This is a genomic window from Catenovulum agarivorans DS-2 (genome assembly GCF_000568405.1).
In the GTDB taxonomy this organism is placed as follows: domain Bacteria; phylum Pseudomonadota; class Gammaproteobacteria; order Enterobacterales; family Alteromonadaceae; genus Catenovulum; species Catenovulum agarivorans_A.
Map to the genome: position 1 here is coordinate 43,206 of NZ_ARZY01000008.1, position 25,174 is coordinate 68,379.

The following is a 25,174-nucleotide window of genomic DNA, read 5'->3' on the forward strand; positions in this document are numbered from 1 at the left end:
GATTATGAGTGATGTAATTAAGATCGAATCGATTATTAATGGGATAGATGATACCGCGCAAGTTGAAGATGTGCAGTTTGGTCAATTAATCGCGGCATTCGAAAAACGCGGATTCGGTGCATTGTTAATGTTACCCGCATTGATAGCTTTGTCTCCTTTAAGTGTGGTACCTGGTATTCCCACTGTTTGTGGTTTAAGCATAATGTTGATTTCTGTGCAACTACTCTATGGACGCCAGCATATTTGGTTACCTAGCAAATTAAGCAAAGTAAAGCTGAAAGCGAGCCGTGTTAAAAAAGCGGCTCAAATTTTAAGGCCAATTGGTCGACGGTTAGACTTAATGCTTATTCCAAGGTGGGAGTTTGTTGATTCAAAAGCCTTTTTTTGGTTAGCGGCGATTATCTGTGCCGTGTCTGGTTTGTTTATGGTGCCGTTGGAGGTTGTGCCTTTTGCCGTGACCATTCCTAATTTAATTGTATTTGTAATCGCATTGGGCATTTGTACCAATGATGGGGTGGTTGCATTAGTTGGGGTTGGAATTGCTATGCTGGCGGTCGCAACGGCTATTTCTATGCTGTTATAACCCAAGATTTAGCGATTATTTACAGGAGGAGAAGACTGATGGAATTGATTAATGTTGAGAAGTTTTGGTCGCTAATCAATGAGCGAATTGATGTGTGGATAGAAACAGCGATAAAAAACTTACCTAATCTCGCTGTAGCAGTGTTTGTTGTGCTGTGTTTTGCCGTTTTATCCAAGCTGGTCGGCAAATATAGCAACAAGTTATTGCGCCAAGTTTTAGAGTCTCGTCAAACCGCTGATTTACTCTCTGCTATTATCAAAGTGTGTGTACTGATTGCCGGTATATTTATAAGTTTAGATTTAATTGGTCTTAAAGGCACAGTCACTTCGTTGTTGGCTGGTGCCGGGATTATCGGTTTAGCCATAGGTTTTGCTTTTCAAGATATGACAGAAAACCTTATCGCTGGTATCGCTATGGGTATACGCAAACCCTTTTTAGTCGGCGATATTATTGAAACAGACAGTGTGTTTGGCACGGTAAAAGCGATTAATTTACGCAACACCTTAGTTGAAACTTTTTTTGGCCAACTAGAGGTGGTGCCAAATAAAATTTTATTTCGCAATATTTTGACTAACTACACTGTATTAGGCCAACGCCGCATTGAAGTGGAAGTTGGGATTTCTTACGCGGATGATCCTGAAGAAGCACGAGAGGTGATTGTTAAAGCATTAAACAAATTTGATTTTGTCATCAATAAAGACGAAACCGATGTATATGCAAAAGGGTTTGGCGACAGTTCAGTTAATTTATTGGTGTGGTTTTGGATTGAATATCCAGGTGAAACTGGTTTTATGGTCGCACGCCATAAAGCAATTACAGCAATCCGTAAAGCTTTAGCACAAGCAGATATCTTAATCCCATTCCCTATTAGAACTTTGGATTTTGGCATTAAGGGCGGAGAAAAACTTGAGGCTATGTTGTCACATCGAGCTGACAACTCAAAGCCGCAAGAAAATAAGCCGCATAGTGAAGAAGTCAGCTAAGCTCAACGAGCATGGATAATAAGGAGTGGGCAGATGAAGATATTGGTTAGATTGCCAGTTAAACTTACAACACTGATACAGATAGTGTTGGTAATGACTACTTTGTCTGCATGCTCTTCATCTATAAACAATCAACCAAAGCAAGTTGAGCTAAACAAACAAAGCGAGCTTGGCCCTTACCAACAAATGGTGAAGGGGCCTAGTGTTGTTTCTTATCCACAAGTCGACGATCCGTGGCGAAGCGTTAATGAGCCAATTTTTAAGTTTAACCATGTGTTTTATCGCTACGCATTGTCACCACTGAGTCGCGGCTATAACGCAGTGGTTCCAGACCCAGTAGATAACAGCATAGGCAACTTTTTTAATAATTTGCGTGAACCCTTATTTGCACTTAATCATTTGTTCCAAGGTCAGTTGTCTACTTCAGGCAAAAGTGTTGGGCGGTTTTTATTGAATAGCACTCTAGGTGTATTGGGGTTATTTGATCCCGCCGATGCTTGGTTTGAACTTAAGCCGAATAAAACTACTTTTAGCAATACCCTTGCTTATTATGGTGTAGGTCAAGGGGCCTATTTAGTTTTACCTGTGTTAGGGCCATCCAATTATCGTGATATGGGCTCTTTTACCTTTGACTATTTACTTCACCCAATAAACCAAATAAACGACAAGCAAAGTGCGACAGCGATTCGCACCAGTGGCAGTGTACACGACCAGCTACCTTTTTTAGCTAATTATCCAGAGGTATTGCAAGGGGTTGAAGACCCATATGAATTTGTCCGCAATTTATATATGCAAACCAGCCAGCGAGATGCGCAATTTTACCAAAATAAAAATTTGTCTACCGCGCATTCGAGCAATACAGCCGAGCAGCAAACAAGCAGTAAGGAATAAAGATGAATACAGGCGCAAAATTACCCCGCTTATCTTGGTTGGTACTTACTGTATTTGCAGGTTTGTTGATTGTGCTTGGTTGGCAAGCTCAATATTTTGAGATAGATGCGTCGGCTGACACCTTATTGGTTGAAAATAACCGCCAGCATATTCAAACGCAAATCGTTGATGAAAAGTTTGGCACACAAGAGTTTATTTTAATTGCGTTTAAGCCATCAAGACAAGATATCTTTGCCCAGGATACACTGCAAACACTTGCATCTATTGGTGAAGAGATACAACAGATATCACGAGTTAAGCAGGTGCGTAGCATAGTTAATGTGCCTATCTTTACCCAAGCGGATAACATGACTGCAGATGTAAACAGCTTAAGCTGGCAACAACAGCAATATAGTGCAGATGTTTTGTCTAAAAGCTTAACCAATCATCCCTTGTACGAAGGATTGCTGATAAATCAATCACAAACGGCACTATCACTGCAGGTGGTTTTTAATACGCCAGAAAAACTTGCCCAACTATATTCTCAAAGTGTAGAACTTAAATCGAACTTACTCCATCGTCAGTTAACTGAGCAAGAGCGAGCTGAGCTGGCGCAATTGCAGCAACAAATTAGCGGCATAAATAAACAGCTTGATAAAAAACGTATCGAAGAGATAGAACAAATTCGCCAAACTTTGCAGCCCTATGCCGAAAAAGGTGAATTTTATTTAGGTGGCAATAATCTATTGGCATATGAGCTAATAAAGATAATCCAGAGTGATTTGGTTATTTTTGGCAGTGCCATATTGTTGGTGGTGGTTGTATTGTTATGGTACTTATTTCGCCAGTTTAGTTGGGTATTTTTACCCGTGTTTTGTTGTGCGGTCAGCGTGTTACTTACGCTTGGTTTATTGGCAACCTTTGGGCTAAAAGTCACGGTCATTTCAGCAAATGTCATTGCGCTACAAATTATTTTAACCTTGGCTATGATTATTCACTTGATTGTTCACTACCAAGAATTAGTTGCAACGAGTGAGTATAAATCACAAAGTCACATTGTTTACCAAACCATTAAAGACAAAATCAAACCCTGCTTTTTTGCTGGGGTGACCACCACCATAGGCTTTGGCACCTTGATTCTCAGCACAGTTCAACCCGTTATTAGTTTTGGTTGGATGATGGTACTGGCGATGTCGGTTAGTTTTGTTGTCAGTTTATTGCTGTTCCCGGCGCTCCTGATTGCACTCTTCTCACTGAAAACGCATGTTGAAAAACATAGATATATTGAAAAAAGCATGCGTGGATTTGCCAACATAACAAATCAGTCAGCAACAGCTGTGGTTATTATTACCATTGTGGCGACAACTGGTTTGGGCATTGGCTGCCTGCAATTAACCGCTGAGAATAGCTTTTTGAACTATTTTGCTCAATCAACTGATGTTAGGCGAGAGCTAACTTATATTGACCAAGAGTTTGGTGGTTCAACCAGCTTAGATATCGTTTATAAAATTCCGCAATCAGAGCAGACTCGCGACCTAGTGATAACCGCAGATGCGGTCGCTTCGGTCAGCAAAATACAAGATATGCTAGAACGGCATGCAGCTGTTGGTAATATTACATCTTTGGTTGACTTTACCCGCATTGCTCAAGTGGTGAATCAAAAGCCACTAACTGAATACGAACTGACAGCATTATATAAAAGCTTAGATAAGGATTTGCGCCAAGATTTATTTGCCAGTTATTTTTCTGCAGTCGATGATGAGGTTCGTGTTTCTACTCGCATACAAGACAGCCACCCCGAGCTAAATCGCGCTCAATTGTTAGTTGATATTAAACAGCAGCTGGCAAATATGGGCATTGAGCAGCAAAACTATCAATTAACTGGCTTGTTTGTGCTGTATCAAGATATTTTGGATAAACTGGTTGATTCACAAATTACCACCTTGGTTGTGGTATATATCGCGATGGCGATAGTTTTGTTATTTATCTTTTCCTCGTTAAAAATTGCGCTAATTGCCTTGGTGCCCAATATTATCACAACAGCTGTTGTGATGGGGCTGATGGGCTGGTTGCGCATACCGCTAGATTTAATGACCATGACAATTGCCACTGTTGCAATGGGGATTTCTATGGACGACACCATTCACTATGTTCATAGGTATCTAAAAGAGTTAACGTCGAATTCACAGCATGAAGTTGTCTCAGCAACTAATCTATCTGTAGGTTATGCGCTTATTTATACCAGTGTCATTATTATATTTGGATTTGGCATGCTGGTATTTTCTAATTTTGTTCCAAGCATGTTATTTGGCTTGTTAACTGGCGTGGCTATGCTGGTTGCACTGGTTACTGATATCAGTATATTGCCGGTCATGCTGAAAAAATTCTGCAAATAACAATAGTATCTCGATTATATCTAAGCCACAGAATTGACTTCCTGTGGCTTACTCTTGTTCCCAACCACCATTACAAACTTCTTTGTTGACTATTGCGATTAAGCTCTGTGACTTGAGCTTGATATGTATTTTTTACATGGAAAGCCTGTAAAAAGCACTCACCAGTTGGAAAGAATTCGTTGTTAAATTGTATTTTTATATATTTATCAGTGGTTTATGTTTTGGCCTGCCAGTTGCATTTAGCATTAGTGAACCCGAAACAAAGGAGAGTGATATGAAACGTTCATTTAGCAAGTTATTAATCGCTGGTGCTTTTTCAAGTTTGATTGTTGCAAACGGTGCTTATGCAGATAGCAACGAGTGGAAGGAGCAGTCATTAGATGCGTGGATCGATGGAAAAGCAGAATCGGTTTTACTGTTTAATACACATCTAAGCGCCTTTGATATCAACACAGACGTAGAACAAGGGGTTGTTACTTTAACTGGTAAAGTAGACCGCAGTGTTGATAAAGCTTTAGCTGAGGAGCTTGTTGAAAGTTTGCAAGGGGTACAAGATGTAAACAACCACCTCGTTGTAGTGAATAAACAACAGCAACAAGATAGCGCATTAATCAATTCTTGGACAGATACTAAAGTGGCGACAGTGGTTAAAACTAAGCTGTTGTTAGAGTCTGAAGTATCTGGCTCTGCCATTAATGTTGAAGTTGAAGAAGGTGTGGTTACCTTAGCGGGTGAGGTTGATTCTGCCGCTGAAAAAGCACTGGCGATAAAAATTGCGCAAAACACTAACGATGTTGAAGACGTAGTGAGTAAATTGGCTGTCACTAATAGCTAATTAAGCTGTTAGCGTGCAAGGGACTTGAGACATGGATGTTGTTAACCGCAACGCACTTAAAGGAATCAAGATGAATAATTTAGCTCAGCATAGTGCCAATAAACAGTTAGGTCAGGTGTTATCGATAACGACGCACAATTCAGAGATGCAGGCAGTAGATATAGAGTTTGAATCCAAATTTACTTTGCTGCTTGTCCATCCCGATATTGAAAAGCTCATTGAATGGAAACAGCAATTTGAGCCTCAAGTCGAGGTTGAGTTGGCGCAAGATGGTTATACTGCTTTGCAGAAAACGTTACAGCAAAATATCGACTTTGTTGTGTGTTGTGCAAACATTTTGGTTATATGTGGATTAAATCTGTGTTATGCGCTACAGCGTAATTTAAATAGCACAACCGTGCCAGTCATGCTGGTGAGCAACCAACCTCATGAGCAAGAAGAAGCAGAGGTATTAAAAGCTGGAGCGTTAGATTATGTAAGTTCCAATATATCTAACCAAGTATTATTTCATCGAGTCAATAATCACATGGAGGTATTTAAACGCAACAAGCAATTAGAGAAAGTTTCGGTAACCGATGCCTTAACTGGTTTAGCAAACCGCAAATATTTGCTTGAACAGTTGGAATCTGCACTAGATAAAGCCAACCGAGGTGGCTACTCACTGACATTTATGATGATAGATATCGATGATTTTAAAAAATTTAACGATGCTTATGGTCATCTCAATGGCGATAAATGTTTGCTTAAAGTTGCGAGAACCTTAACCAAGGTGCAAAAACGAACCTGTGATTTGGCCGCGCGATATGGTGGCGAGGAATTTGCTGTGTTGCTGCCATTTACCGACCAAAACGGCGCCAATAGAATGGCCGAACTACTGCGTCAGCAAGTTGAAAATTTAGCGATTGCACATGCGGATAATGCAAGCCATAACCATGTTTCTGTCAGTGTTGGGGTCGTAACTTACCTCGCGGGTCATGCCACCCGTATTACTAACTATGAACAAATTATCCAAACCGCTGACGAAAATTTGTATGCGGCGAAGTCAGATGGGCGAAATACAGTTCAGAGCACCACAATAGGAGAATAAATATGAGTAGTATTTTTGAAGCACTTAGAGAAGATCATGATAAACAACGAGCTTTGTTGTCTGCTTTGGTTGAAACACAAGGTGATAGCAAAGCGCGCGCTGATTTATACCAAACGTTAAAAGATAACTTAGAGCAACACGCAGTTGCAGAAGAAAGGTATTTTTATGCGCCATTGATTAAGTTTGAACGAACTATAGGTCAATCTAGACATGGTATCGCTGAGCATCACACCATTGATAAGCTGATAGCTGAGTTAGATTCGTTAGAATTTAGTGATCCAAACTGGTTAAAAGTGATGAAGAAGCTGCAAGATAAAGTATTGCATCATCTTGCTGAGGAAGAGAAAGAATTTTTCCCACAAGCAGGCATTGTTTTGAGCGAAAACGACAAAGCTAAATTAGGCAAAGAGTACGCACAAGAAATGGATTGATCTATAGATGAACGCACGAACTACAACAATTTTGCGAACTGGATTTGCAAAATTATTTACTGTGATATTTCTTGGGTTAGCCGTGGCCATTGTCGGATCTTTGGTCTCCGACATATACCAAGAAGCACAGTTAGGCTCAGATGTGATGCAAATATTTTTGCGCAGCATCAATACTGGCATTATTGCTTTGGCCGTTTTCGAGCTTGCTTTGGTGATTAACAAAGAGTATTCAGGCAATGAAGACAAGCGAGAGGATGTGATAGATAGTTTAAGAAGAACTTTGCCGCAATTTATTGGCACTGTTTGTGTCGCTTTATCACTTGAAGGATTAATAATGGTGATTAAATATAGCCAGTTAGAATTAGCCGGTAACCTTATGTACCCGGTTGCGATTATTTCAGCCACTGGTTTTTTATTAATAGCGCTCTCGATTTTTATTTATTTAACGCGCAAATAACCTCCTTCCATCCCGACCTTTTGGCTGCACTATGCAGCCTTTTTTTGTTTTAGTCCCCTGATAAATTTAGTTAACCTGAACTTTGGGTAAAAACGACCTCTCTAGAATTATTAAGAATAGACTTTGCTATCAATTTCAATGTGTTAGCTAACTCGTTATCCGGGGTTCAGGTTAGTTATGTATAAATTGCAATGGGCTGGGAAATTTTTACCAAGTTGAAAAAGGGGGGGTCTTTAAAGTGCTGATATTTCAATGGCTTAAGTTTTGGCATGCAATTGGCAACTGAATATTCGAAACCTAGTTAATTAAGAGGTATTGATAATGAAAAAACGCGCACTCAAAAATTGTATGTTCCCACTAGTCCTTGCCACCATACCGCAAGCCAATGCTGATGAAGCTAACCTATTCGATAATGTCCAAGACCAGTGGATTGCTGTTTTCGGCCAATATTATAAAGCGGATGACGACAAGCTGCCAAGCAAACAAATGTTCGAAGAAGGTGAAGTTTTGGGTGGTGAATACGGTGTTCGTTTTAACGCTAACTGGGGTAGCCGATTAGAGTTGTCGAATATTTATTTAGACCAAGGTAATGGCTCAGACAACGACGAAAAAGCGGCTTCAATAGGCTTAGATGCTTTGTATTATTTAGCTAAAAGTGACTATTACTTGTTAGGCGGCCTGCGCTTACAAAACTTTGATGATGCCAGACGCGCAATGACCGCAGGGGTGGGTCGTCACTGGGCAATTAATCAAGATTGGCGCATTGTGACCGAGCTTGCCGCTCTGCATGATTTTGGCCAAAGCCATAACGATATGACGGCTAAACTTGGTATTGCATACCATTTCGGTGGTAGTGAGAACTCTAGCTCGAAGAGTGATCGAGCACGTAGCCGTTTAAACGCTGATCGCGACCAAGATGGTGTGGCCAACCGTTATGACAAATGTGCTAATACGCCGAATGCTGATGAGGTTGACCAGTTTGGTTGTAGTCAGTTTGTAGAAGCCACTAAAACCAGCGAGTTTAAAATTTTCTTTGCCAAAGAGAGTGCCGAGTTAAACAGCATTAATCGCGAAGAGGTTGAAGATTTTGTTGCGTTTATGAAAAACAACCCTGAAGTAGAGGCGGTAATTGAGGGGCATGCCTCCAAGCCAGGGGATAAACAATTCAATATGGCATTGTCAGCCGACAGAGCTAAAGCCGTCAAGCAAATGTTGGTCAATCAGTATGGCATTTCTAGCGGTCGTATACGCGAAGAAGCATATGGTGAAAGCGATCCAGTTATGGACAGTGGTAGCAAATTAGCTAGAAAAGTTAACCGTAGAGCGGAAGCGACAGTTTCTAAAACCATCAAAGTTAAATTGACCGAGCAGTAATTGTTTACGCAAAAATAGTTTTAAAATTAGATTAATGGAGACTAGCTATGAAATTACCCCATGTACTTTGTTTAACTTCATCATTGTTAATGACTTCTGCTGCAGTCAGCGCGGATACGAGCGATGATGTTGATCATTTTGGCCCATATGTCGGTGCAGGTTATGGTTTATTGAATGTTGATGGTGATGACTTTGACGAGGAAGATAACGCCTATACGCTTTATGTTGGTAAACAAGTACACCAAATGTTCTCAATTGAAGGGGGATATATCGACTTTGGTCAGTATGGCAATGACAGTTACAACAGTGAGTTAGATGGATACACCCTAGGGTTTAAGTTGGGCTTACCAGTTCATGATGCTGTTACTGTATTTGCCAAAGGTGGGCGGCTTTGGTGGGATGCTGAACTAAATGCGGCGACTGCAAATGGTGAAGTAGATGGTTCAGACAACTTCTATGGTGTGGGGGCAAGTTTTGCCGTCAGCCAAGGTTGGGACTTGCGATTAGACTACACTCGTTTTGATGTTGAGTTTGAACGTGATGAAATTGGTATTTTGGCTGAGATTGATGACTTAGATAGAAAAGTCGATTTAGCCAGCATCAGCGTACAATATACTTTTTAATTTCTCATGATTGGCAATTCGAATACGTAACCACTGCCAATGTGGTTACGTATTGTCTTTTTCATTCCTTTCCTTTCATTTAGCAGGCACTAGTGACATTTTTTGCTAGCCACATCAGAAAGCACACTTTTACTAGCCGATAAAATTTCTTGATAGCTTGAGGTTAAACTTGTGTCATTTGGTTTAAGCAACAAAGCTTGCTCAATGGTTTCAACCGCTTGTTTATGGCAGCCTAGTTGGCTTAAGGTGTAGGCGTAATTATTTAGGTAATCAGTATGCGTTTTGCCATATTCTAACCCTTGGCTAAACCATTTTAGTGCGAGTTCTGGCTGTTGTTGCTGTAAATAATGATTTGCCAGCATAAAATAACTTAACCAATAATCTGGCCAGTTAATGATAGCTTGCTGTAGAAAATTCACGGCGTGGGAGTGTTGCTTTACCTTGCTAAAATCGTGTGCGGCAGTAAGATAAGTCAGCGGCTCGAGCGCTTGGCTGTTTTTTTCAATTGTTAGTGGAGCTAACAACCAATAATCGGCTCGACGCCAAGTGCGTTCAAATACTGCCATATCTACTGCTCTTGCCTGGTTTGTACCCGAATGCATAATGATTTTTTTCCGTGGAATATCAAAGCCTATCACCACTGCATAATGCCATAGTGGTTGCCATTCAACCGATAAATTTTGCAATACAATCACTGGGATGTTGTCGTGCACCAGTTGCACTAATTGCTCTAGCGAGCCATTGACTGAATAAGCCAACAAGCCATTTTTACGCGTTGCTGCGGTCATTTCTATTTGTAAACTGCCTTGGCGTTTAGGTAAAAAAACGGTTGGTGCTACTTGTTCTGGTGTTGTTGAATGGCCGTAATAATTGAATATTTCAGCTAAGGTGGTAGGGCCACAAAAATAGTCTTGTTGTGCAAAAAAAGGCACATTGAGTTGCTTAGTGAGTTGGTTATTTAAGCTACTCGGCGGGTTGTGTATTAATGATTGTGTTTGTGGGGTGGATGAACAGCCAACCACAAACGCAAGAAGCGCAGCAATTGTTACCAATTGCTGCGCGAGTCGCAAAAGCATATTAACTCCTAATATGATTCAATAACCTGAACTACTGAATAACAACTTGCTTTCTAGGCGCCGCTTATCCTTAAAACTGCGTTGAATAATTATCACCTTAGCTAACTTGTTATCCGGATTTTAGCTTAAATGGGCTCGATAAAACTGTATGCATCAGTTACCCCTAAAATGTCGAGCACAGCAACCACTATCAGCACAGAAAATATTAAGTCGATAACGCCACCGGCCGGCGCATTGTTTATCTGCTGATTTAATGATTTGAGCTCTGCTGGCGTTAAACTGGCGATGCGTTTGGCTGCTTCGTCACGACTTACGCCTAGAGCGACCAATTTATCTTGCACTTGTTGGTCATCTAAATAAGCTAAAATGTGTGCTTGATTGACAGCCTGGAGCTCTGAGGTTAACACTGTGTTTGAATCAACAATACCCGCATACACAGTGTTGCACATTAAGCTGAAGGCCAGCATTAAACTAGTAATCAATCTTTTCATGGTAAACTCCCAATCTTTGCTGGATAAAAACGCGTTAAGCGCAGTGAGACACTGCGCTAATTAAATCGACCGACTAACAGTCTTGGTCTTTGGCGTTTACACCTTCTTTCACCTCTTCGCATGCATCTTCCACTGCATTGCCTGCGTCTGTAGCGGCATCTTCAATTTTGTCGCCTGCGGACTCCATTGCTGAGTCAATTTTCTCGCCCGCGTCTTCAGCATTGCTTTCACCGCAAGCTGACAAAGTTAAACTGGCTAAAATAGCGGCTAAAATACTGGTTGATTTAACAAAATTATTCATAATATTTCTCCTAAATAAATAAACTTACCTGTTACTTAACAATGTTTTAGTTTTTGGGCGGGTTACCACGAAGCGCGTTGGCAAATAGCGAAATAACCAGCAGTACCACAAAAATGAAGAAGATTATTTTGGCAATATCTGCCGCCGCCCCTGCAATACCACCAAAGCCAAACAGTGCAGCAATGATTGCGATAACTAAAAACGTTAATGCCCACCTCAACATGAGTGCCTCCTAATTGAATGCGTTGAATGTGTTCGCTTTAGATGTAGCTATAAATGTGCCATTTTTAACCTGCTGTTTTTAAATGGTTTTTTATATTTGGGGTATGTTTGGCTTGCAAATATTACACACTCGGTGTGTAGCTATTACTTTGCTAGGCGATCTAAGCATTGTTGGAGAATTTGTAAGTTTACTGGTTTAAGCAATTTAGCTTTTGCGCCAGCTTGTTCGACCGAGCTATCCGATAACTCGCTGCCTGTTAACATGATAATTTGAATATGTGGATGGTTATGACTAATTTGGCTTGCCAGTTGCAAACCGTTGCAGTCAGGTAGGTTTAGGTCTAGTAAAATTGTGCTGATAGAGTTGTGCGTCGCAAGTGCTGCCAAACATTGTTCACCTGTATGGGCTGTATGTGTGGTTAAATCAAGAGATTCCAATAACATAGCGGTTATTTGTGCAGCGTCATGATCATCATCCACCACAAGAATATCATTGACTTGGTTCGATTGACTTGTCGCTGGCTGCTGTGCAAGTAGATACTTGTGCAAGCTATTGTACAAAGACATTTTTTCTATGGGTTTTGCCACTACATCATTAAAGCCAATTTCCTTTAATTCTTGTTGCACGCCCTTCATGGTCGCGGCGGTAATGGCCAGTATAGGTTGCTTGATGCCCATATCGCGTATTTTGCTAATCGCACGCTTACCATCTAACTTAGGCATATGAATGTCCATTAGTATTAGATCATATGGCGCATTTGTTTGTTGTGCTCTAATCATATCGATAGCACTTTGGCCATTGTCTGCATAGTCGACTTCCAAACCAAATGATTGGCAGAAATAACCAATTAACTGGCGAATATCAGCTATATCATCGACAACTAGCACTTTGCCCTGCAAAGCACTTACTTGGTTACTCGTTTCATATATCTGTTTATGTGCAAGATTCAAGTGTTCAAAGGCTTGGCTTTCGGGGCTTTTCGGCGGAAATTTAATGCTGAAGCAGCTGCCATGCCCAACTTCAGAAGTTACTGAAATTGAGCCTTGCATTAATTTTACCAGTTCAGAGCAAATGGCTAATCCTAACCCTGCGCCTTCTTCATTACGTGAGATAACATCTTCAATTTGTTCAAAAGGCTTAAATATATTGCTAACCAAAGATTCAGGAATGCCTATACCTGTGTCTTGTACATCAAAGCAGAGCATGTCCGTTAGTTCTGATGTTTGCATGTACACATTAATGGTTATGCCACCGTCGCTGGTAAATTTTATTGCGTTGTGGATCACATTGATTAAAATTTGCCGCAGGCGTACTGGGTCATTGTTAATGGTTTGCGGAATAGGGGTTAGCGAGTTAACTGTAAAGTTTAGTCCTTTGTCTTTGGCGGTAATTTCCATCAGATCAAATATACTCGATAAAAATGGCGGTAGCTCGATTGTTGCTTCGTTCAGTTCGAGTTTATTCGCGGCTATTTTTGACAAGTCGAGCACATTGTTTAACAGTCCTAATAAATGTTTGCCGTTGTTTAAAATGGTATTCAACTCATTTGTTAACGGTTTAGCGTCTTGTTTGTTTAACAGCAATTCTGTGTAACCAAGGATAGAAGTTAACGGCGTACGCAGCTCATGGCTTAGGTGGGCTAAAAATTTATCTTTAGAGCGATTGCTGGCTTCAGCTTTTATGCGTTCTAAGCGTTCATTTTCAAAATCTTTTCTTGCTAAAGCATAACGAATGGCTCTGGTAAATAACGTCAGTGTTATTTCGTTTTTAATGAGATAGTCGGCGGCACCCGCATCTAGCGCACTATCATCTAAGCTTCGGTCAGATTGACCGGTTAACATAATAATTGGGGTGGCGCAGCCAGCTTCTATGGCTTTACGTAAAACCGTTAAACCATTGGTACTGCCGAGTTGATAATCCAGTAAGCATAAATCATGTTGATTTTTTAGCAGTACATCTAGCGCAGCCATAGGCGAGCTAATCCAGTCAATACTAAAAGTGTGTGAGCTCATCTCATTGAGGTAGTCGCTTGATAGGATAAAGTCGTCTTCATCGTCATCTACTATCAATACTTTTGTCAGTTTGTCTGTCATAGCTCGTTATTATCCGTTATGTTTATTGGTCTTGTGCTGGTAGCTCGACAAATTCCACCCAATATTTACCGAGTGCTTTCATCAAATCAACTAAACCTTCAAAATTAACCGGTTTGGTAATATAAGACGCGGCGCCCAAGTTGTAGCCTTTAATTTTATCTTCCTCTTCTTTTGAGGTAGTTAAAATAACAATTGGGATAGATTTTAAATTATCGTCGGCTTTAATTTCCCGCAGTGCCTCTCGGCCATCTTTACGAGGCATGTTTAGGTCCAATAAGATTAGCCCTGGGCGAGGTGAAGTCGACTTATCTTGATATTTCCCTTCTCTGCGTAAATATTCTAATAACTCAACACCATCTTCGACACACTTTAACTCGTTTAATACTCGGCTTTCGCGCAAAGCATCTTCGGCTAGTAACCTGTCGTCTTCATCATCATCGGCCATTAAAATGGTAATGGTTTTTTTAGCTATTGTGCTCATCTGTTTGGGTTCCGTAAAGGTTGGCTAATTGATAATTTTCAGGCAGCTCTATGGTAAAGGTTGAACCTTCTCCGGCTGTGCTGGTGGCGGTAATTGTGCCACCATGGCGCTCGACAATACGGCGACAAACAGCTAAGCCTATACCTGTACCTGCATAGGCACTTTTGGCGTGTAATCGCTGAAAAGGGGTAAATATTTTATCGGCAAACTCCTGCGCAAAGCCAATGCCGTTATCGGTAATGGTTACAATATGTATTTTGCCATCGCTGGATTGGCTTTCACTATACTGGATGTTTACGACAGGTGGTTTATCTTGTTTTCGAAACTTCAATGCATTAGATATCAGGTTTTGAAATAGCTGACCCATTTGGCTCTCATCAGCTTCGATAACTGGCAGTTGTGCAAAATTGATTGTGGCGTTGGTTTCTTCAATAGGGATTTCTAAATCGTCTAATACTGCTGTGATAACTTGCTCAAGTTCGACCTGTTTGAATGGTTTACCACGTGATGATACGCGAGAGTACTCTAAAAGATCTGTGATTAAATTAGACATTCTGGTGGCGGCTTTTTGCATACGCTGAATAAAGTCGGCACCTCGCTCATCTAACTTATCTGCGTAGTTTGTTGCTAGCCGATCACCAAACGCTCTTATTTTACGCAAGGGTTCTTGTAGATCGTGTGATGCGACAAAAGCAAAACTTTCTAGCTCTCGGTTACTTTGTTCTAACTCATCTGCATAGGCTGCTAGCTCTTTGGTTTTTTCTTCAACATTTAACTTTAACGCTTCATTTTGGCTGCGCAAAATCTCTTGGGTTTTGCGTTCTTGAGATATTAGTGAGTAAGCTAAGCGCATAATGCCAATTAACAATAATAAGCTGGTGGCTGCCGATACAGAAAAAATCATGGTGGCACTTTTTTCAATATTGAGCAGCTGCAAAAATAATTGGTCTCGGTAGGTAACTTCCATCGACAGCAGCGCGTCAAAATGCTCTTTGATTTCGTTGTATAAATTGCGCCCTCTGCCTGACATCACCATCTTTAATGCGGTGCGTTCTTTATTTTTTTTCGCAAGCTCCACTGTGGTAATTAATTCTTCAATTTTGTCGCCAATAAGCGTGAGCAAAGCATCAATTTTCTCAGGTTGCTGAGGTATTTCTGATTCTAATGTTCGTATATTTTCTATTTGCTGCTGCAAATTGGCTAAGGCTTGCTGGTAAGGTGCTAAATATTGTTCATTTTCTGTTAGTAAATAGCCTCTTTGGCCAGTTTCGGCCGATAGCACCAATAGGTGTAGCTTATCCAACTGGCTAATAATTTCCCCTGTGTTGTACAAGGAAACTTGGGTTTTCGACAGCTTATTGGTGATGTTAAATGCTAAGGTAAGGTTGAGCACTATGGTAAACAGCACCACGCTAAAAATCAGCCACCAGTTGGCACTTTTGCTGGCAAAAATTGGCTTGAGGTTTTTCATTTACGCGCCTGCTCAGAAATCTTCGATAATTCCTCACTACACTTTTGGCAATTTTGGATTATCTTTGCTGCAGTTTGCTGAATTTTATCTAGCGGCGCGTTTTGCTCAACCATCATTTTGATCAACTCTGCTTGCATAGATATTTGATTGAGTGGTGCGCGTGCATCGTGGACTAATTTTGTGATGCTTTGTTGCTGTTGCACAATAAGCTCCTTATTAATTTTCGTATGCATTTAAACGGTTATACAAGGTTTTAGTGCTGATACCGAGCATTTCCGCTGCTAGCGTTTTATTACCATCTACTTCTTCGAGCGTGACTTTGATCAATTCTTTTTCAACATCTTCAATTGTTTGCCCTGCGGTTAAGCCATGGCTGAGCGTGGTATTTTTCTGTGTAGAAAAAGGAGAATGCAATCTCTCAGGTAAAACAATCTCCTGACTATCTGTATCCGCCATAATAAAAGCTCGGTGAATAACATGCCTGAGTTCACGCACATTACCTGGCCAATCATAAGATTGTAGTTTGTCTAACTGTTGCTGATTAATCGAGATATTTTGTTGCGATTCTTGGTTCATCTGCATCAAAAAGTAATTGACCAACAAAGGTATATCGTCTTTACGTTGGCGTAGCTGTGGTATTTCAATTGGAAAAACGGCGAGGCGAAAATAGATGTCTTCACGTAAAATATTGTTACTGGCGATATCTTCAATGCTGCGGTTGGTCGCTGAGATCACTCGACAATTTACTTTAACTTGTTTGGTGCTACCCAAAGGTACGACTGTTTTATTTTCAAGTACACGCAGCAAATTAGGCTGCATGTCTATGGGCATTTCGGTAACTTCGTCCAAAAACAGCGTGCTGTCATTTGCTTGCTCAAACACACCTTTTTTACTAGCAACGGCGCCGGTAAATGCGCCTTTTTCATGGCCAAATAATTCGCTGCCAATTAGGTCTTTGCTTAATGCGCCACAGTTGGTTGCAACAAGTGGTTTATCTAAATTACTGGCATTATGAATCGCTTGGGCAACCACTTCTTTACCTACACCACTTTCGCCCATTAACATCACATTGGCGTTGGTTTTTGCAACTTGTTCAATCATTTTATACAAGGACTGCATGGCTGGTGATTCGCCAATTAGGCAGTCGAAATGTTGGCTAAACTCTTGTTGCTTGGTTTTGGTAACAGTGGTTTTTTTGGCTGATTTGTTTTGTGAGAGCACGGCTTCGAAATCAGCCCGTTCAACGGGTTTGGTGATGTAACCAATATCTGGAATTGATAAGTCAGCGATAATTGACTTTATTAGCGGGTGACCTGTTATTAGCGTAATGCGGGGCTTTTTATCAAGTTGATTAGCATGTTCAATAACATGTAAACCACTGCCATCGGGCAACATAAAGTCGAGGAAAATATGGTCAAAAGTTTCCACCGACAACCATTGTTTTGCATCAGCAACACTATTTGCAATATAGGTGTCATGCCCAATAAATTCGAGAATCTGGCTACTGATATCTGCAAATTCGCTGTCATCATCCACTATCAGAACTTTCAACATTTGGTTCCCTCTGAGTTATAGAACTGCGCTTTTAATGTGGGGCCGCAAAAGCATAATTCAAGTTGTAATGAACTTTTTTGGTGCAAATTGCTGGCCAAGATACAGGTAGAGTTATTTTATACGTCATTTGACGTATATCTCTGCGCAGTTTGACGAATACCCCCTCTAGCGCTTTCGCGTAATACTAACCACAGTCGTAAATAAGGCAGCACTCATAAGCCAATTTCCCATTTGTGATGGCTGTTTTGTTTACGACCCCAAACACTGCAAATTACAAGGTTAAGCAAATTACATCAGGGGTAACACAATGCGAAAATTCAAACGTACAGCTTTAAGTATCGCAGCAGCGCTAGCAACAGTAACGGCATCACCAGCGGTTAACGCTAGCGATTTTAGTTTAACAGACAGCTTATCAGTAACTGGTTTTATTGATATGTCTTATGTATACACAGATGCAGATGGCGCAAGCTCAACCTCTACTTCTGGTTTAGACCAATTTGAGATTGATTTGTTATATAGCTTTGATGACAAATTAAATGCGCAAGTTGACTTAGAGTACAAAGATAGCAAAGGGGCAGTTGCACTTGAGCAAGCCTTTTTCACTTACGCGGTTACCGACGAATTCACCTTTAAAGCTGGTCGCTTTTTAAGCTACTCAGGTTGGGAAACTGAAGAACCAACCGGTTTATTCCAATACTCAGGTACTGGCTATGCTAAACACTTTTATGGCTACTACCAACAAGGTATCTCAGGTTTATATAGCACTGATGGTTTTGCTGCTGCACTTTCAATAATCAACAGCCCATACAGCCCAACAGACACTAACTCAGAAAAGCCTGGTTACGAAGCTATGGTGGCTGTAATGCCAACAGACGCTATTACAGTGAAAGCTTTCTACTTAGCAGACGGTGATACAAATACAACCAACGTTTGGGGTTCTTACTCTGCTGGCGACTTAACTTTAGCTGCTGAATATAACCTTGGTGATTACGAAGATGGCAGCGATGGTTCTGGTTATTTATTTATGGCGAACTATGCCATGGGCTCTGCTGGTATCACAGTTCGTTACCACGATTATGAAGTTGAAAATGCTGATGGTTCAACTAAAGACGACGGCAGCGCAATTACTATCTCTCCTAGCTACGCAGTAAGCGATAACTTACTTATGGTATTCGAATACCGTATGGATGAAAGTGATGTGAACGGCGACAGCGATACCATCGCACTTGAAGCTCTAGTCTCTTTCTAAGCACTACACATAACTTGAGGAATTAATATTATGAAACTTAAAAAACTGATAGCAGCCAGTTCTATTATTGCAAGTAGTCTAGTAAGCCAAATGGCTATGGCAGCAGACACAATTAAAGTTGGTGTTTTGCACTCATTATCCGGCACTATGGCAATCTCTGAAACAACGTTAAAAGACACTGTTTTAATGATGATTGAAGAGCAAAATAAAGCCGGTGGTTTATTAGGTAAAAAGTTAGAGCCAGTGGTAGTTGACCCTGCATCTAACTGGCCTTTATTCGCGGAAAAAACTCGTGAATTGTTAGCTAAAGAAAAAGTAGACGTAATCTTTGGTTGTTGGACTTCAGTATCACGTAAATCTGTGTTGCCAGTCATCGAAGAATTAAACGGCTTAATGTTCTACCCGGTACAGTATGAAGGTGAAGAATCATCGAAAAATGTATTCTACACAGGTGCTGCGCCAAATCAGCAAGCGATTCCAGCAGTTGATTATTTAATGAATGATATCGGTGCAGAGCGCTGGGTATTATTAGGTACTGACTATGTTTATCCACGTACCACCAATAAAATCTTAGAAGCTTACTTGAAAGCACAAGGTGTTGCGGATAAAGACATTATGATCAACTACACACCTTTCGGTCACTCTGACTGGCAGAGCATTGTAGCTGAAGTTAAAAAGTTCGGTTCTAAAGGTAAGAAAACCGCGGTTGTTTCAACCATTAATGGTGATGCAAATGTACCTTTCTACAAAGAGTTAGGTAACCAAGGTATCTCAGCAGAAGATATCCCTGTTGTTGCATTCTCTGTAGGTGAAGAAGAGTTATCTGGCTTTGACACTAGCCCATTAGTTGGTCACTTGGCGGCTTGGAACTACTTCCAAAGTGTTGAAAGTGATGAAAACACTCAATTCATCAAAGCATGGAAAAAATACATTGGTGATAGCAAGCGTGTAACCAATGATCCAATGGAAGCTACATACATTGGTTTCAAAATGTGGGCAAAAGCGGTTGAGAAAGCCGGTACGACAGAGGTTGATGCTGTTGAGCAAGCTATGATTGGTATTACTGTGCCTAACTTAACTGGCGGTATTGCAGTTATGAATGCAAACCATCATTTATCTAAGCCTGTGTTAATTGGTGAAATTCAAGAAAATGGTCAATTCGAAGTTGTTTGGGAAACACCAGACACAGTAATTGGTGACGCTTGGTCTGACTTCTTACCTAGCTCGAAAAACTTAATTGCTGATTGGACAGCACCAGTTAAATGCGGCAACTTCGACATTAAATCTGGTAAGTGTTCAGGCCAAAACTTCTAATAATAACAAGACATTAAATGTGCTGTGTGTTTGTTGTGCTAGCAAACACACAAGGGCAAAGCTTAAAGTGAGTTGAGCAACAAACAGAGGGGGAAGGTAAGTTAATCACAAAGTCTCATTCGCATGGATGCGAATGCGAAGCTTACAAGGACGTATTCACAGCGCCTTTGTGAGGAATTTACCTTCACCCCGTAAAAACTCGCGAAACACAAGCTTGCCCAAAAAACTCCCAAGGTGTTGCTGTTAGCTAGTTGCAGCGGCACCAACCCAACTAAGAAGTAACCCAAAACATGAAGGATGCCGCAATGCTGCGAATATTCTGTCTCACATTCTCCATACTGCTGGCGAGTTTTTCGGTGCAAGCCGATGAATTTTCCGGGCTGGTCAACCAACTCCCCAGCAAATCTCTGCGCAACATTACCCCTTTATTGGAAAAAATTGCGGCTCACCCAGATGAGCGAACCAAAACAGTTTTAACTGAAATTTTAAATGGCGATCTTTACTACAAAAAAAATAATAAACAAGTGGTAAGCATTCGCAAACATCCAGATGGCGATTACCAATTAACCGACGTGTTAACAGGCGACAGCTTAGGTGTCGCTAGTAAGTCATCGATGAAAAAAATTAGAACCAGCAATCGCATTCGTAGCACCATTCGTGGGTTAATCGCTCAGCTTGATTTAACCCATAAGGATGCACAGGTGCGCCTAGCTGCGGTTAAACAAATATTGGACGACCCAGATAAACAGTCGATAGCTTTGTTAAAAACATTAGCCTCACAGGAGCAAGACACTGATGTGGCTGAGTTAATGGAAACAGCCATTGGGGTAAACCAACTTAAGCGTGGCAATACCGACGAGCAGTTGGCTGCAGCTAAACAGTTGCGTGAAAGTTTAGAGCCAGCTGTTCGTAATGCCATGGTGAATCAATTGTCGTTATTAGATGAAATTGAGAAAACTGAGCTAACAGCCGCTGAAAAAAAACTTAAAGCTGAACTAACCAGTGCAATTGATAAAATTAAACAAAAACGTTCGATATACGAGTTTATCGAAAACATGTTTTTTGGTTTGAGCTTAGGCTCTGTATTGTTACTTGCCGCAATCGGCTTAGCCATTACTTTTGGGGTAATGGGCGTGATTAATATGGCGCATGGCGAAATGATTATGCTAGGTGCTTATACCACATATGTTATTCAGCTGATGTTCCCACAATGGATTGATTATTCGTTGTTTATTGCTATTCCAGCAGCATTTTTAGTCTCAGGTTTTGTTGGGGTGTTAATTGAACGAGGCGTGATCCGCTTCTTAAAAGGTCGCCCGTTAGAAACCTTGTTAGCCACTTTTGGTATCAGCCTGATTTTACAACAGTTGGTCCGTACTATTTTCTCGCCATTAAATCGCACAGTTGCAGCACCTGAATGGATGAGTGGCTCGTGGCAAATTAATCCAATTTTCTCAATTACCTTTAATCGTTTGTACATCATCATTTTTGCTTTAACGGTATTTTTTGCCTTGCTTGCGTTTATGAAGCGTTCATCTCTTGGTTTGCATGTACGTGCAGTTGCGCAAAACCGTGAAATGGCTCGTGCATTAAGCGTACGCAGCGACAGAGTAGATGCTATTACCTTTGGTTTAGGCTCGGGTATTGCTGGTATTGCCGGGGTTGTGCTTAGTCAATTAACGAACGTTGGGCCAAACTTAGGCCAGTCGTACATTATCGATTCATTCTTAGTGGTTGTATTTGGTGGGGTTGGTAACTTATGGGGTACCTTAGTTGCGGCTATGTCACTTGGTTCAATCAACAAATTCTTAGAACCACTAACAGGTTCAGTACTAGCCAATATCATAGTGCTAGTTGGTTTAGTGTTGTTTATTCAAAAACGACCTAAAGGTTTATTCCCACAAAAAGGGAGGTCTGCTGACTAATGGCTGATTTACTTAAAAAACTAGGCAGCTTGCCTGTAGTTGTAGGTTGTTTATTTATTACAACTTTATATGTGTCGGTATGTAACTTAGCTTTTCCTGAGGGCTCTGCACTGCACGTAAGCACTTATACCGTCACTTTATTTGGTAAATATTTGTGTTACGCATTATTGGCGTTAGCAGTTGATTTAGTTTGGGGTTACTGCGGTATTTTAAGCCTAGGTCACGGCGCGTTTTTTGCACTTGGTGGTTATGCCATGGGTATGTACTTGATGCGCCAAATTGGCGACCGCGGTGTATATGGTAACCCTGAATTACCTGACTTTATGGTGTTTCTAAACTGGGATGCTTTGCCTTGGTATTGGGCGGGATCCGACAGCTTTATCTGGATGATGATAATGGTGGTCGCAGCACCAGGTTTGTTAGCGTATATCTTCGGTTCTATGGCGTTTCGCTCACGTGTAAGCGGTGTGTACTTGTCTATTATGACTCAAGCTGTAACTTACGCGTTTATGCTGGCTTTCTTCCGTAACGAAATGGGTTTTGGTGGCAACAACGGCTTAACCGACTTTAAAGATATTTTAGGTTTTTCATTGCAATCAAATACAACACGTATCGCTCTGTTTGCTGCAACCGCGACCTTTTTAGCCATAGGTTTCGCGATTTGTCACTTTATTGTTAACTCTAAAATGGGTCGAGTTGTGACTGCCATTCGCGATTCTGAAAACCGCGTACGTTTTATTGGTTATAAACCTGAAAACTACAAAGTTTGGATCTTCGTTGTTTCCGCTATGTTGGCGGGTATTGCTGGCGCATTATATGTACCACAAGTGGGTATCATCAATCCTGGTGAATTCTCACCCTTAAATTCAATTGAAATGGTTGTGTGGGTGGCTATTGGTGGTCGTGGTTCGTTATATGGTGCAATTATCGGCGCAATCGTTGTGAGCTACGCCAAAACACGTTTCACCGCAATTATGCCAGAAGCTTGGTTATATGCGTTGGGTGGCTTGTTTGTATTGGTAACCTTGTTATTACCAAAAGGCATCGCCGGATTCTTCCCTACAATTGCAGCGCGTTTTAATCAGAAAAAATTAGCCGAGGTGAAGTCATGAGCCGCGAAGCAGGTAGCCCGTTATTAGAAGAAGAAAACATCAAACCAGACACGCGCCACGGGGTTATTTTATATGTCGAGGATGTCAGTGTTAGTTTTGATGGTTTTAAAGCGTTAAACGACTTAAGCCTATACATTAATGATGGTGAATTACGTTGTTTAATTGGCGCAAATGGTGCCGGTAAAACTACTTTGATGGATGTAATTACCGGTAAAACTCGCCCTGATGTTGGTAAAGTGAGTTTTGGTCAGCAAGTTAATTTGTTGGAAATGGATGAAGCACAAATAGCTCGTGCTGGTATTGGCCGAAAATTCCAAAAGCCAACTGTGTTTGAAAATTTAACTGTGTTTGAAAACCTCGAACTCAGTTTGCACGGTGATAAAGGTATTTGGGCGAATTTGTTCCATAAATTATCTGGTGAGCAGAGCGATGAAATTGCGCAGATTCTTCACACTATAGGTTTAGTCGGTGAATGTAATATGCAAGCGGGTGCGTTATCTCATGGGCAAAAGCAGTGGTTAGAAATTGGTATGTTATTAGCGGCTAAACCAAGATTATTGCTGGTGGATGAACCTGTTGCTGGTATGACTGCACAAGAAACCGAGCGTACCGCTGAGTTGTTAACCTCGCTTGCGGGTGATCATTCTGTAGTGGTGGTTGAACATGACATGGCGTTTGTTCGTTCAATTGCGCGTAAAGTAACTGTATTGCATCAAGGTAGTGTTTTGGCTGAAGGCAGTATGTCGGAGATTCAATCTAACCCAGAAGTTGTGCGTGTGTATTTAGGTGAGGAGACTGGCGAATGATTGAGCTTAAAGATGTAAATCAAAAATACGGCGGCACACAAATTTTGTGGAACCTAAATATGAAAATAGAAAAAGGTTCGCGCACTTGTATTATGGGTCGTAACGGTGTGGGTAAAACCACTTTGTTAAAGTGTATTATGGGCATGTTGCCAGTTAGCACTGGCTCTGTAACCATTAACGATTTGGATATGACTAAGAAGTCGGTTGAGCAGCGTCCTGAAATAGGTGTGGGTTATGTTCCACAAGGCCGACATATTTTTGGTCAGTTAACGGTTGAAGAAAACTTGAAGGTGAGTTTAAGTTGTAAACGACAGCCGAGCAAAACGATTCCTGAGTCTGTTTTTGAGTTATTTCCGGTTCTTAAAGAGATGTTGCATCGTCGTGGTGGTGATTTATCCGGCGGTCAACAGCAGCAGTTAGCAATTGCGCGTGCATTGGTGTTGAATCCTGATATTCTAATTTTAGATGAGCCAAACGAAGGCATTCAGCCAAATATTGTTCAGTTGATTCGTGATGTGTTGTTGAAGCTGAATAAAGAGCAGGGCATGACTATTGTTTTGGTTGAGCAGAAGTTGCCGTTTGCTCGTGCTGTTGGTGAGCAGTTTCATTTGATGGAGAAAGGTGAGGTTGTTGCATCAGGGCCAATGGCTGACTTGGATGATGAGTTAGTTGGTAAGTATTTAGCTGTATAAGCATTGGTGTTGCGGTTGGTGGTAAGTTGCTGCTAGCTCGCTGGCAGGGAAGGTAAAGTTGCATGGGGTATTATTTGCAAAAACGCTGCAAGGCCATCCATGGCCCGCTCACAAACGGTATCCCTACCGATTGAAGTTTTGCAAACAACACTCCCATCCACCTTTTGGGCACTGGTATTACGATTGGGGATTAGCCGCTGCTAATTGGGTGGCAGGGAAGGTAAAGTTGCATGGGGTATTATTTGCAAAAACGCTGCAAGGCCATCCATGGCCCGCTCACAAACGGTATCCCTACCGATTGAAGTTTTGCAAACAACACTCCCATCCACCTTTTGGGCACTGGTATTACGATTGGGGATTAGCCGCTGCTAATTGGGTGGCAGGGAAGGTAAAGTTGCATGGGGTATTATTTGCAAAAACGCTGCAAGGCCATCCATGGCCCGCTCACAAACGGCATCCATGCCGATTGAAGTTTTGCAAATAACACGCCCATCCACCTTTTGGACTCTGGCATTGCGATGAGTTTATTAGCAGCAATAAAAGAGTTGTAAAAAGCGGGTTTGAATGCTGATTTTTTAAAACTTCTTTATCAGGGATGATAAAGCAGAGCCTATAGGGATATATTCACGGCGATTTTAAAAAATTATGCTTCAAACTTGCTTCGTAGCAGGGAGTTAAAAGCGCTGCTAGCTATGGGGTCTGGGAACGTGAAGGCGAATGGGGAGTTGTTCGAAAAAAACGCGGTGA

At 41.2% G+C, this 25,174-nt stretch carries 25 protein-coding genes; 16 read left to right on the top strand and 9 right to left on the bottom strand.

Features of this window, described 5'->3' with window-relative positions:
* Positions 1-4: 4 nt before the first annotated feature.
* From DS2_RS06215 to DS2_RS06260, 10 genes are all read left to right on the top strand, one after another.
* Positions 5-583, top strand: a complete 579-nt coding sequence (locus DS2_RS06215) for an exopolysaccharide biosynthesis protein (RefSeq protein WP_051479666.1) — start codon at positions 5-7, stop codon at positions 581-583.
* 38 nt (positions 584-621) lie between these two features.
* On the top strand, positions 622-1,566 hold the full coding sequence (locus DS2_RS06220; protein WP_081754202.1) for a mechanosensitive ion channel family protein: 945 nt from the start codon (positions 622-624) through the stop codon (positions 1,564-1,566).
* Positions 1,567-1,599: 33 nt separating this feature from the next.
* On the top strand, positions 1,600-2,457 hold the full coding sequence (locus DS2_RS06225; RefSeq protein ID WP_051479667.1) for a VacJ family lipoprotein: 858 nt from the start codon (positions 1,600-1,602) through the stop codon (positions 2,455-2,457).
* Between the two features lie 2 nt (positions 2,458-2,459).
* Complete coding sequence (locus tag DS2_RS06230) at positions 2,460-4,832, top strand: efflux RND transporter permease subunit (RefSeq protein ID WP_035013813.1); 2,373 nt, start codon at positions 2,460-2,462, stop codon at positions 4,830-4,832.
* A gap of 274 nt (positions 4,833-5,106) precedes the next feature.
* Complete coding sequence (locus DS2_RS06235) at positions 5,107-5,667, top strand: BON domain-containing protein (RefSeq protein WP_035013814.1); 561 nt, start codon at positions 5,107-5,109, stop codon at positions 5,665-5,667.
* Positions 5,668-5,737: 70 nt separating this feature from the next.
* A complete protein-coding gene (locus tag DS2_RS06240) occupies positions 5,738-6,754 on the top strand; it encodes a diguanylate cyclase domain-containing protein (RefSeq protein ID WP_051479668.1) in 1,017 nt (338 codons plus the stop codon).
* 2 nt (positions 6,755-6,756) lie between these two features.
* A complete protein-coding gene (locus DS2_RS06245) occupies positions 6,757-7,185 on the top strand; it encodes a hemerythrin domain-containing protein (protein ID WP_035013815.1) in 429 nt (142 codons plus the stop codon).
* Between the two features lie 7 nt (positions 7,186-7,192).
* Positions 7,193-7,642, top strand: a complete 450-nt coding sequence (locus DS2_RS06250; protein WP_035013816.1) for a hypothetical protein — start codon at positions 7,193-7,195, stop codon at positions 7,640-7,642.
* 321 nt (positions 7,643-7,963) lie between these two features.
* Complete coding sequence (locus DS2_RS06255; protein ID WP_035013818.1) at positions 7,964-9,016, top strand: OmpA family protein; 1,053 nt, start codon at positions 7,964-7,966, stop codon at positions 9,014-9,016.
* A 47-nt stretch (positions 9,017-9,063) separates the two neighbouring features.
* The gene (locus tag DS2_RS06260) at positions 9,064-9,639 is read left to right on the top strand and encodes a porin family protein (RefSeq protein ID WP_035013819.1); all 576 of its coding nucleotides are present in this window, start codon (positions 9,064-9,066) and stop codon (positions 9,637-9,639) included.
* An 89-nt stretch (positions 9,640-9,728) separates the two neighbouring features.
* Here the strand turns inward: DS2_RS06260 and DS2_RS06265 are convergent, their stop codons facing one another.
* From DS2_RS06265 to DS2_RS06305, 9 genes are all read right to left on the bottom strand, one after another.
* Positions 9,729-10,715 (bottom strand): PA2778 family cysteine peptidase, encoded by a 987-nt coding sequence (locus DS2_RS06265; protein WP_035013820.1) that lies wholly within the window; start codon positions 10,713-10,715, stop codon positions 9,729-9,731.
* Between the two features lie 125 nt (positions 10,716-10,840).
* Complete coding sequence (locus DS2_RS06270) at positions 10,841-11,206, bottom strand: PA2779 family protein (protein ID WP_035013821.1); 366 nt, start codon at positions 11,204-11,206, stop codon at positions 10,841-10,843.
* A 73-nt stretch (positions 11,207-11,279) separates the two neighbouring features.
* Positions 11,280-11,507, bottom strand: coding sequence for a hypothetical protein (locus DS2_RS06275; RefSeq protein WP_035013823.1), 228 nt, complete (start codon positions 11,505-11,507; stop codon positions 11,280-11,282).
* Positions 11,508-11,553: 46 nt separating this feature from the next.
* Positions 11,554-11,730: a DUF1328 family protein gene (locus tag DS2_RS20165; RefSeq protein ID WP_035013824.1), complete on the bottom strand. Its 177-nt coding sequence runs from the start codon at positions 11,728-11,730 to the stop codon at positions 11,554-11,556.
* Positions 11,731-11,873: 143 nt separating this feature from the next.
* Entirely contained in the window at positions 11,874-13,823 is a 1,950-nt protein-coding gene (locus DS2_RS06285; RefSeq protein WP_035013825.1) for a response regulator, read from the bottom strand.
* Between the two features lie 22 nt (positions 13,824-13,845).
* Positions 13,846-14,304, bottom strand: a complete 459-nt coding sequence (locus tag DS2_RS06290) for a response regulator (protein ID WP_035013826.1) — start codon at positions 14,302-14,304, stop codon at positions 13,846-13,848.
* Entirely contained in the window at positions 14,288-15,775 is a 1,488-nt protein-coding gene (locus DS2_RS06295) for a sensor histidine kinase (RefSeq protein ID WP_035013827.1), read from the bottom strand. Before DS2_RS06295 ends, DS2_RS06290 begins: the two co-directional genes overlap by 17 nt.
* The gene (locus tag DS2_RS06300) at positions 15,772-16,008 is read right to left on the bottom strand and encodes a hypothetical protein (RefSeq protein ID WP_035013828.1); all 237 of its coding nucleotides are present in this window, start codon (positions 16,006-16,008) and stop codon (positions 15,772-15,774) included. Before DS2_RS06300 ends, DS2_RS06295 begins: the two co-directional genes overlap by 4 nt.
* Positions 15,992-17,329 carry a sigma-54-dependent transcriptional regulator gene (locus tag DS2_RS06305; RefSeq protein ID WP_035013829.1) on the bottom strand — a complete coding sequence of 446 codons (1,338 nt, stop codon included), beginning with the start codon at positions 17,327-17,329 and terminating at the stop codon, positions 15,992-15,994. Before DS2_RS06305 ends, DS2_RS06300 begins: the two co-directional genes overlap by 17 nt.
* A gap of 307 nt (positions 17,330-17,636) precedes the next feature.
* Here DS2_RS06305 and DS2_RS06310 point away from each other — a divergent pair, with 307 nt between their 5' ends.
* The 6 genes from DS2_RS06310 (at position 17,637) to urtE (ending at position 24,427) form a co-directional block, all read left to right on the top strand.
* Entirely contained in the window at positions 17,637-18,578 is a 942-nt protein-coding gene (locus DS2_RS06310; protein ID WP_035013830.1) for a porin, read from the top strand.
* Between the two features lie 30 nt (positions 18,579-18,608).
* Complete coding sequence (gene urtA / locus DS2_RS06315) at positions 18,609-19,892, top strand: urea ABC transporter substrate-binding protein (protein ID WP_035013831.1); 1,284 nt, start codon at positions 18,609-18,611, stop codon at positions 19,890-19,892.
* Between the two features lie 305 nt (positions 19,893-20,197).
* The gene (gene urtB / locus DS2_RS06320; protein WP_035013832.1) at positions 20,198-21,817 is read left to right on the top strand and encodes an urea ABC transporter permease subunit UrtB; all 1,620 of its coding nucleotides are present in this window, start codon (positions 20,198-20,200) and stop codon (positions 21,815-21,817) included.
* On the top strand, positions 21,817-22,929 hold the full coding sequence (urtC, locus tag DS2_RS06325; protein WP_051479669.1) for an urea ABC transporter permease subunit UrtC: 1,113 nt from the start codon (positions 21,817-21,819) through the stop codon (positions 22,927-22,929). Before urtB ends, urtC begins: the two co-directional genes overlap by 1 nt.
* Complete coding sequence (urtD, locus tag DS2_RS06330) at positions 22,926-23,735, top strand: urea ABC transporter ATP-binding protein UrtD (protein WP_016956964.1); 810 nt, start codon at positions 22,926-22,928, stop codon at positions 23,733-23,735. Before urtC ends, urtD begins: the two co-directional genes overlap by 4 nt.
* On the top strand, positions 23,732-24,427 hold the full coding sequence (gene urtE / locus DS2_RS06335) for an urea ABC transporter ATP-binding subunit UrtE (RefSeq protein WP_035013834.1): 696 nt from the start codon (positions 23,732-23,734) through the stop codon (positions 24,425-24,427). The genes urtD and urtE overlap by 4 nt, the downstream gene beginning before the upstream one ends.
* Positions 24,428-25,174: the final 747 nt, after the last annotated feature.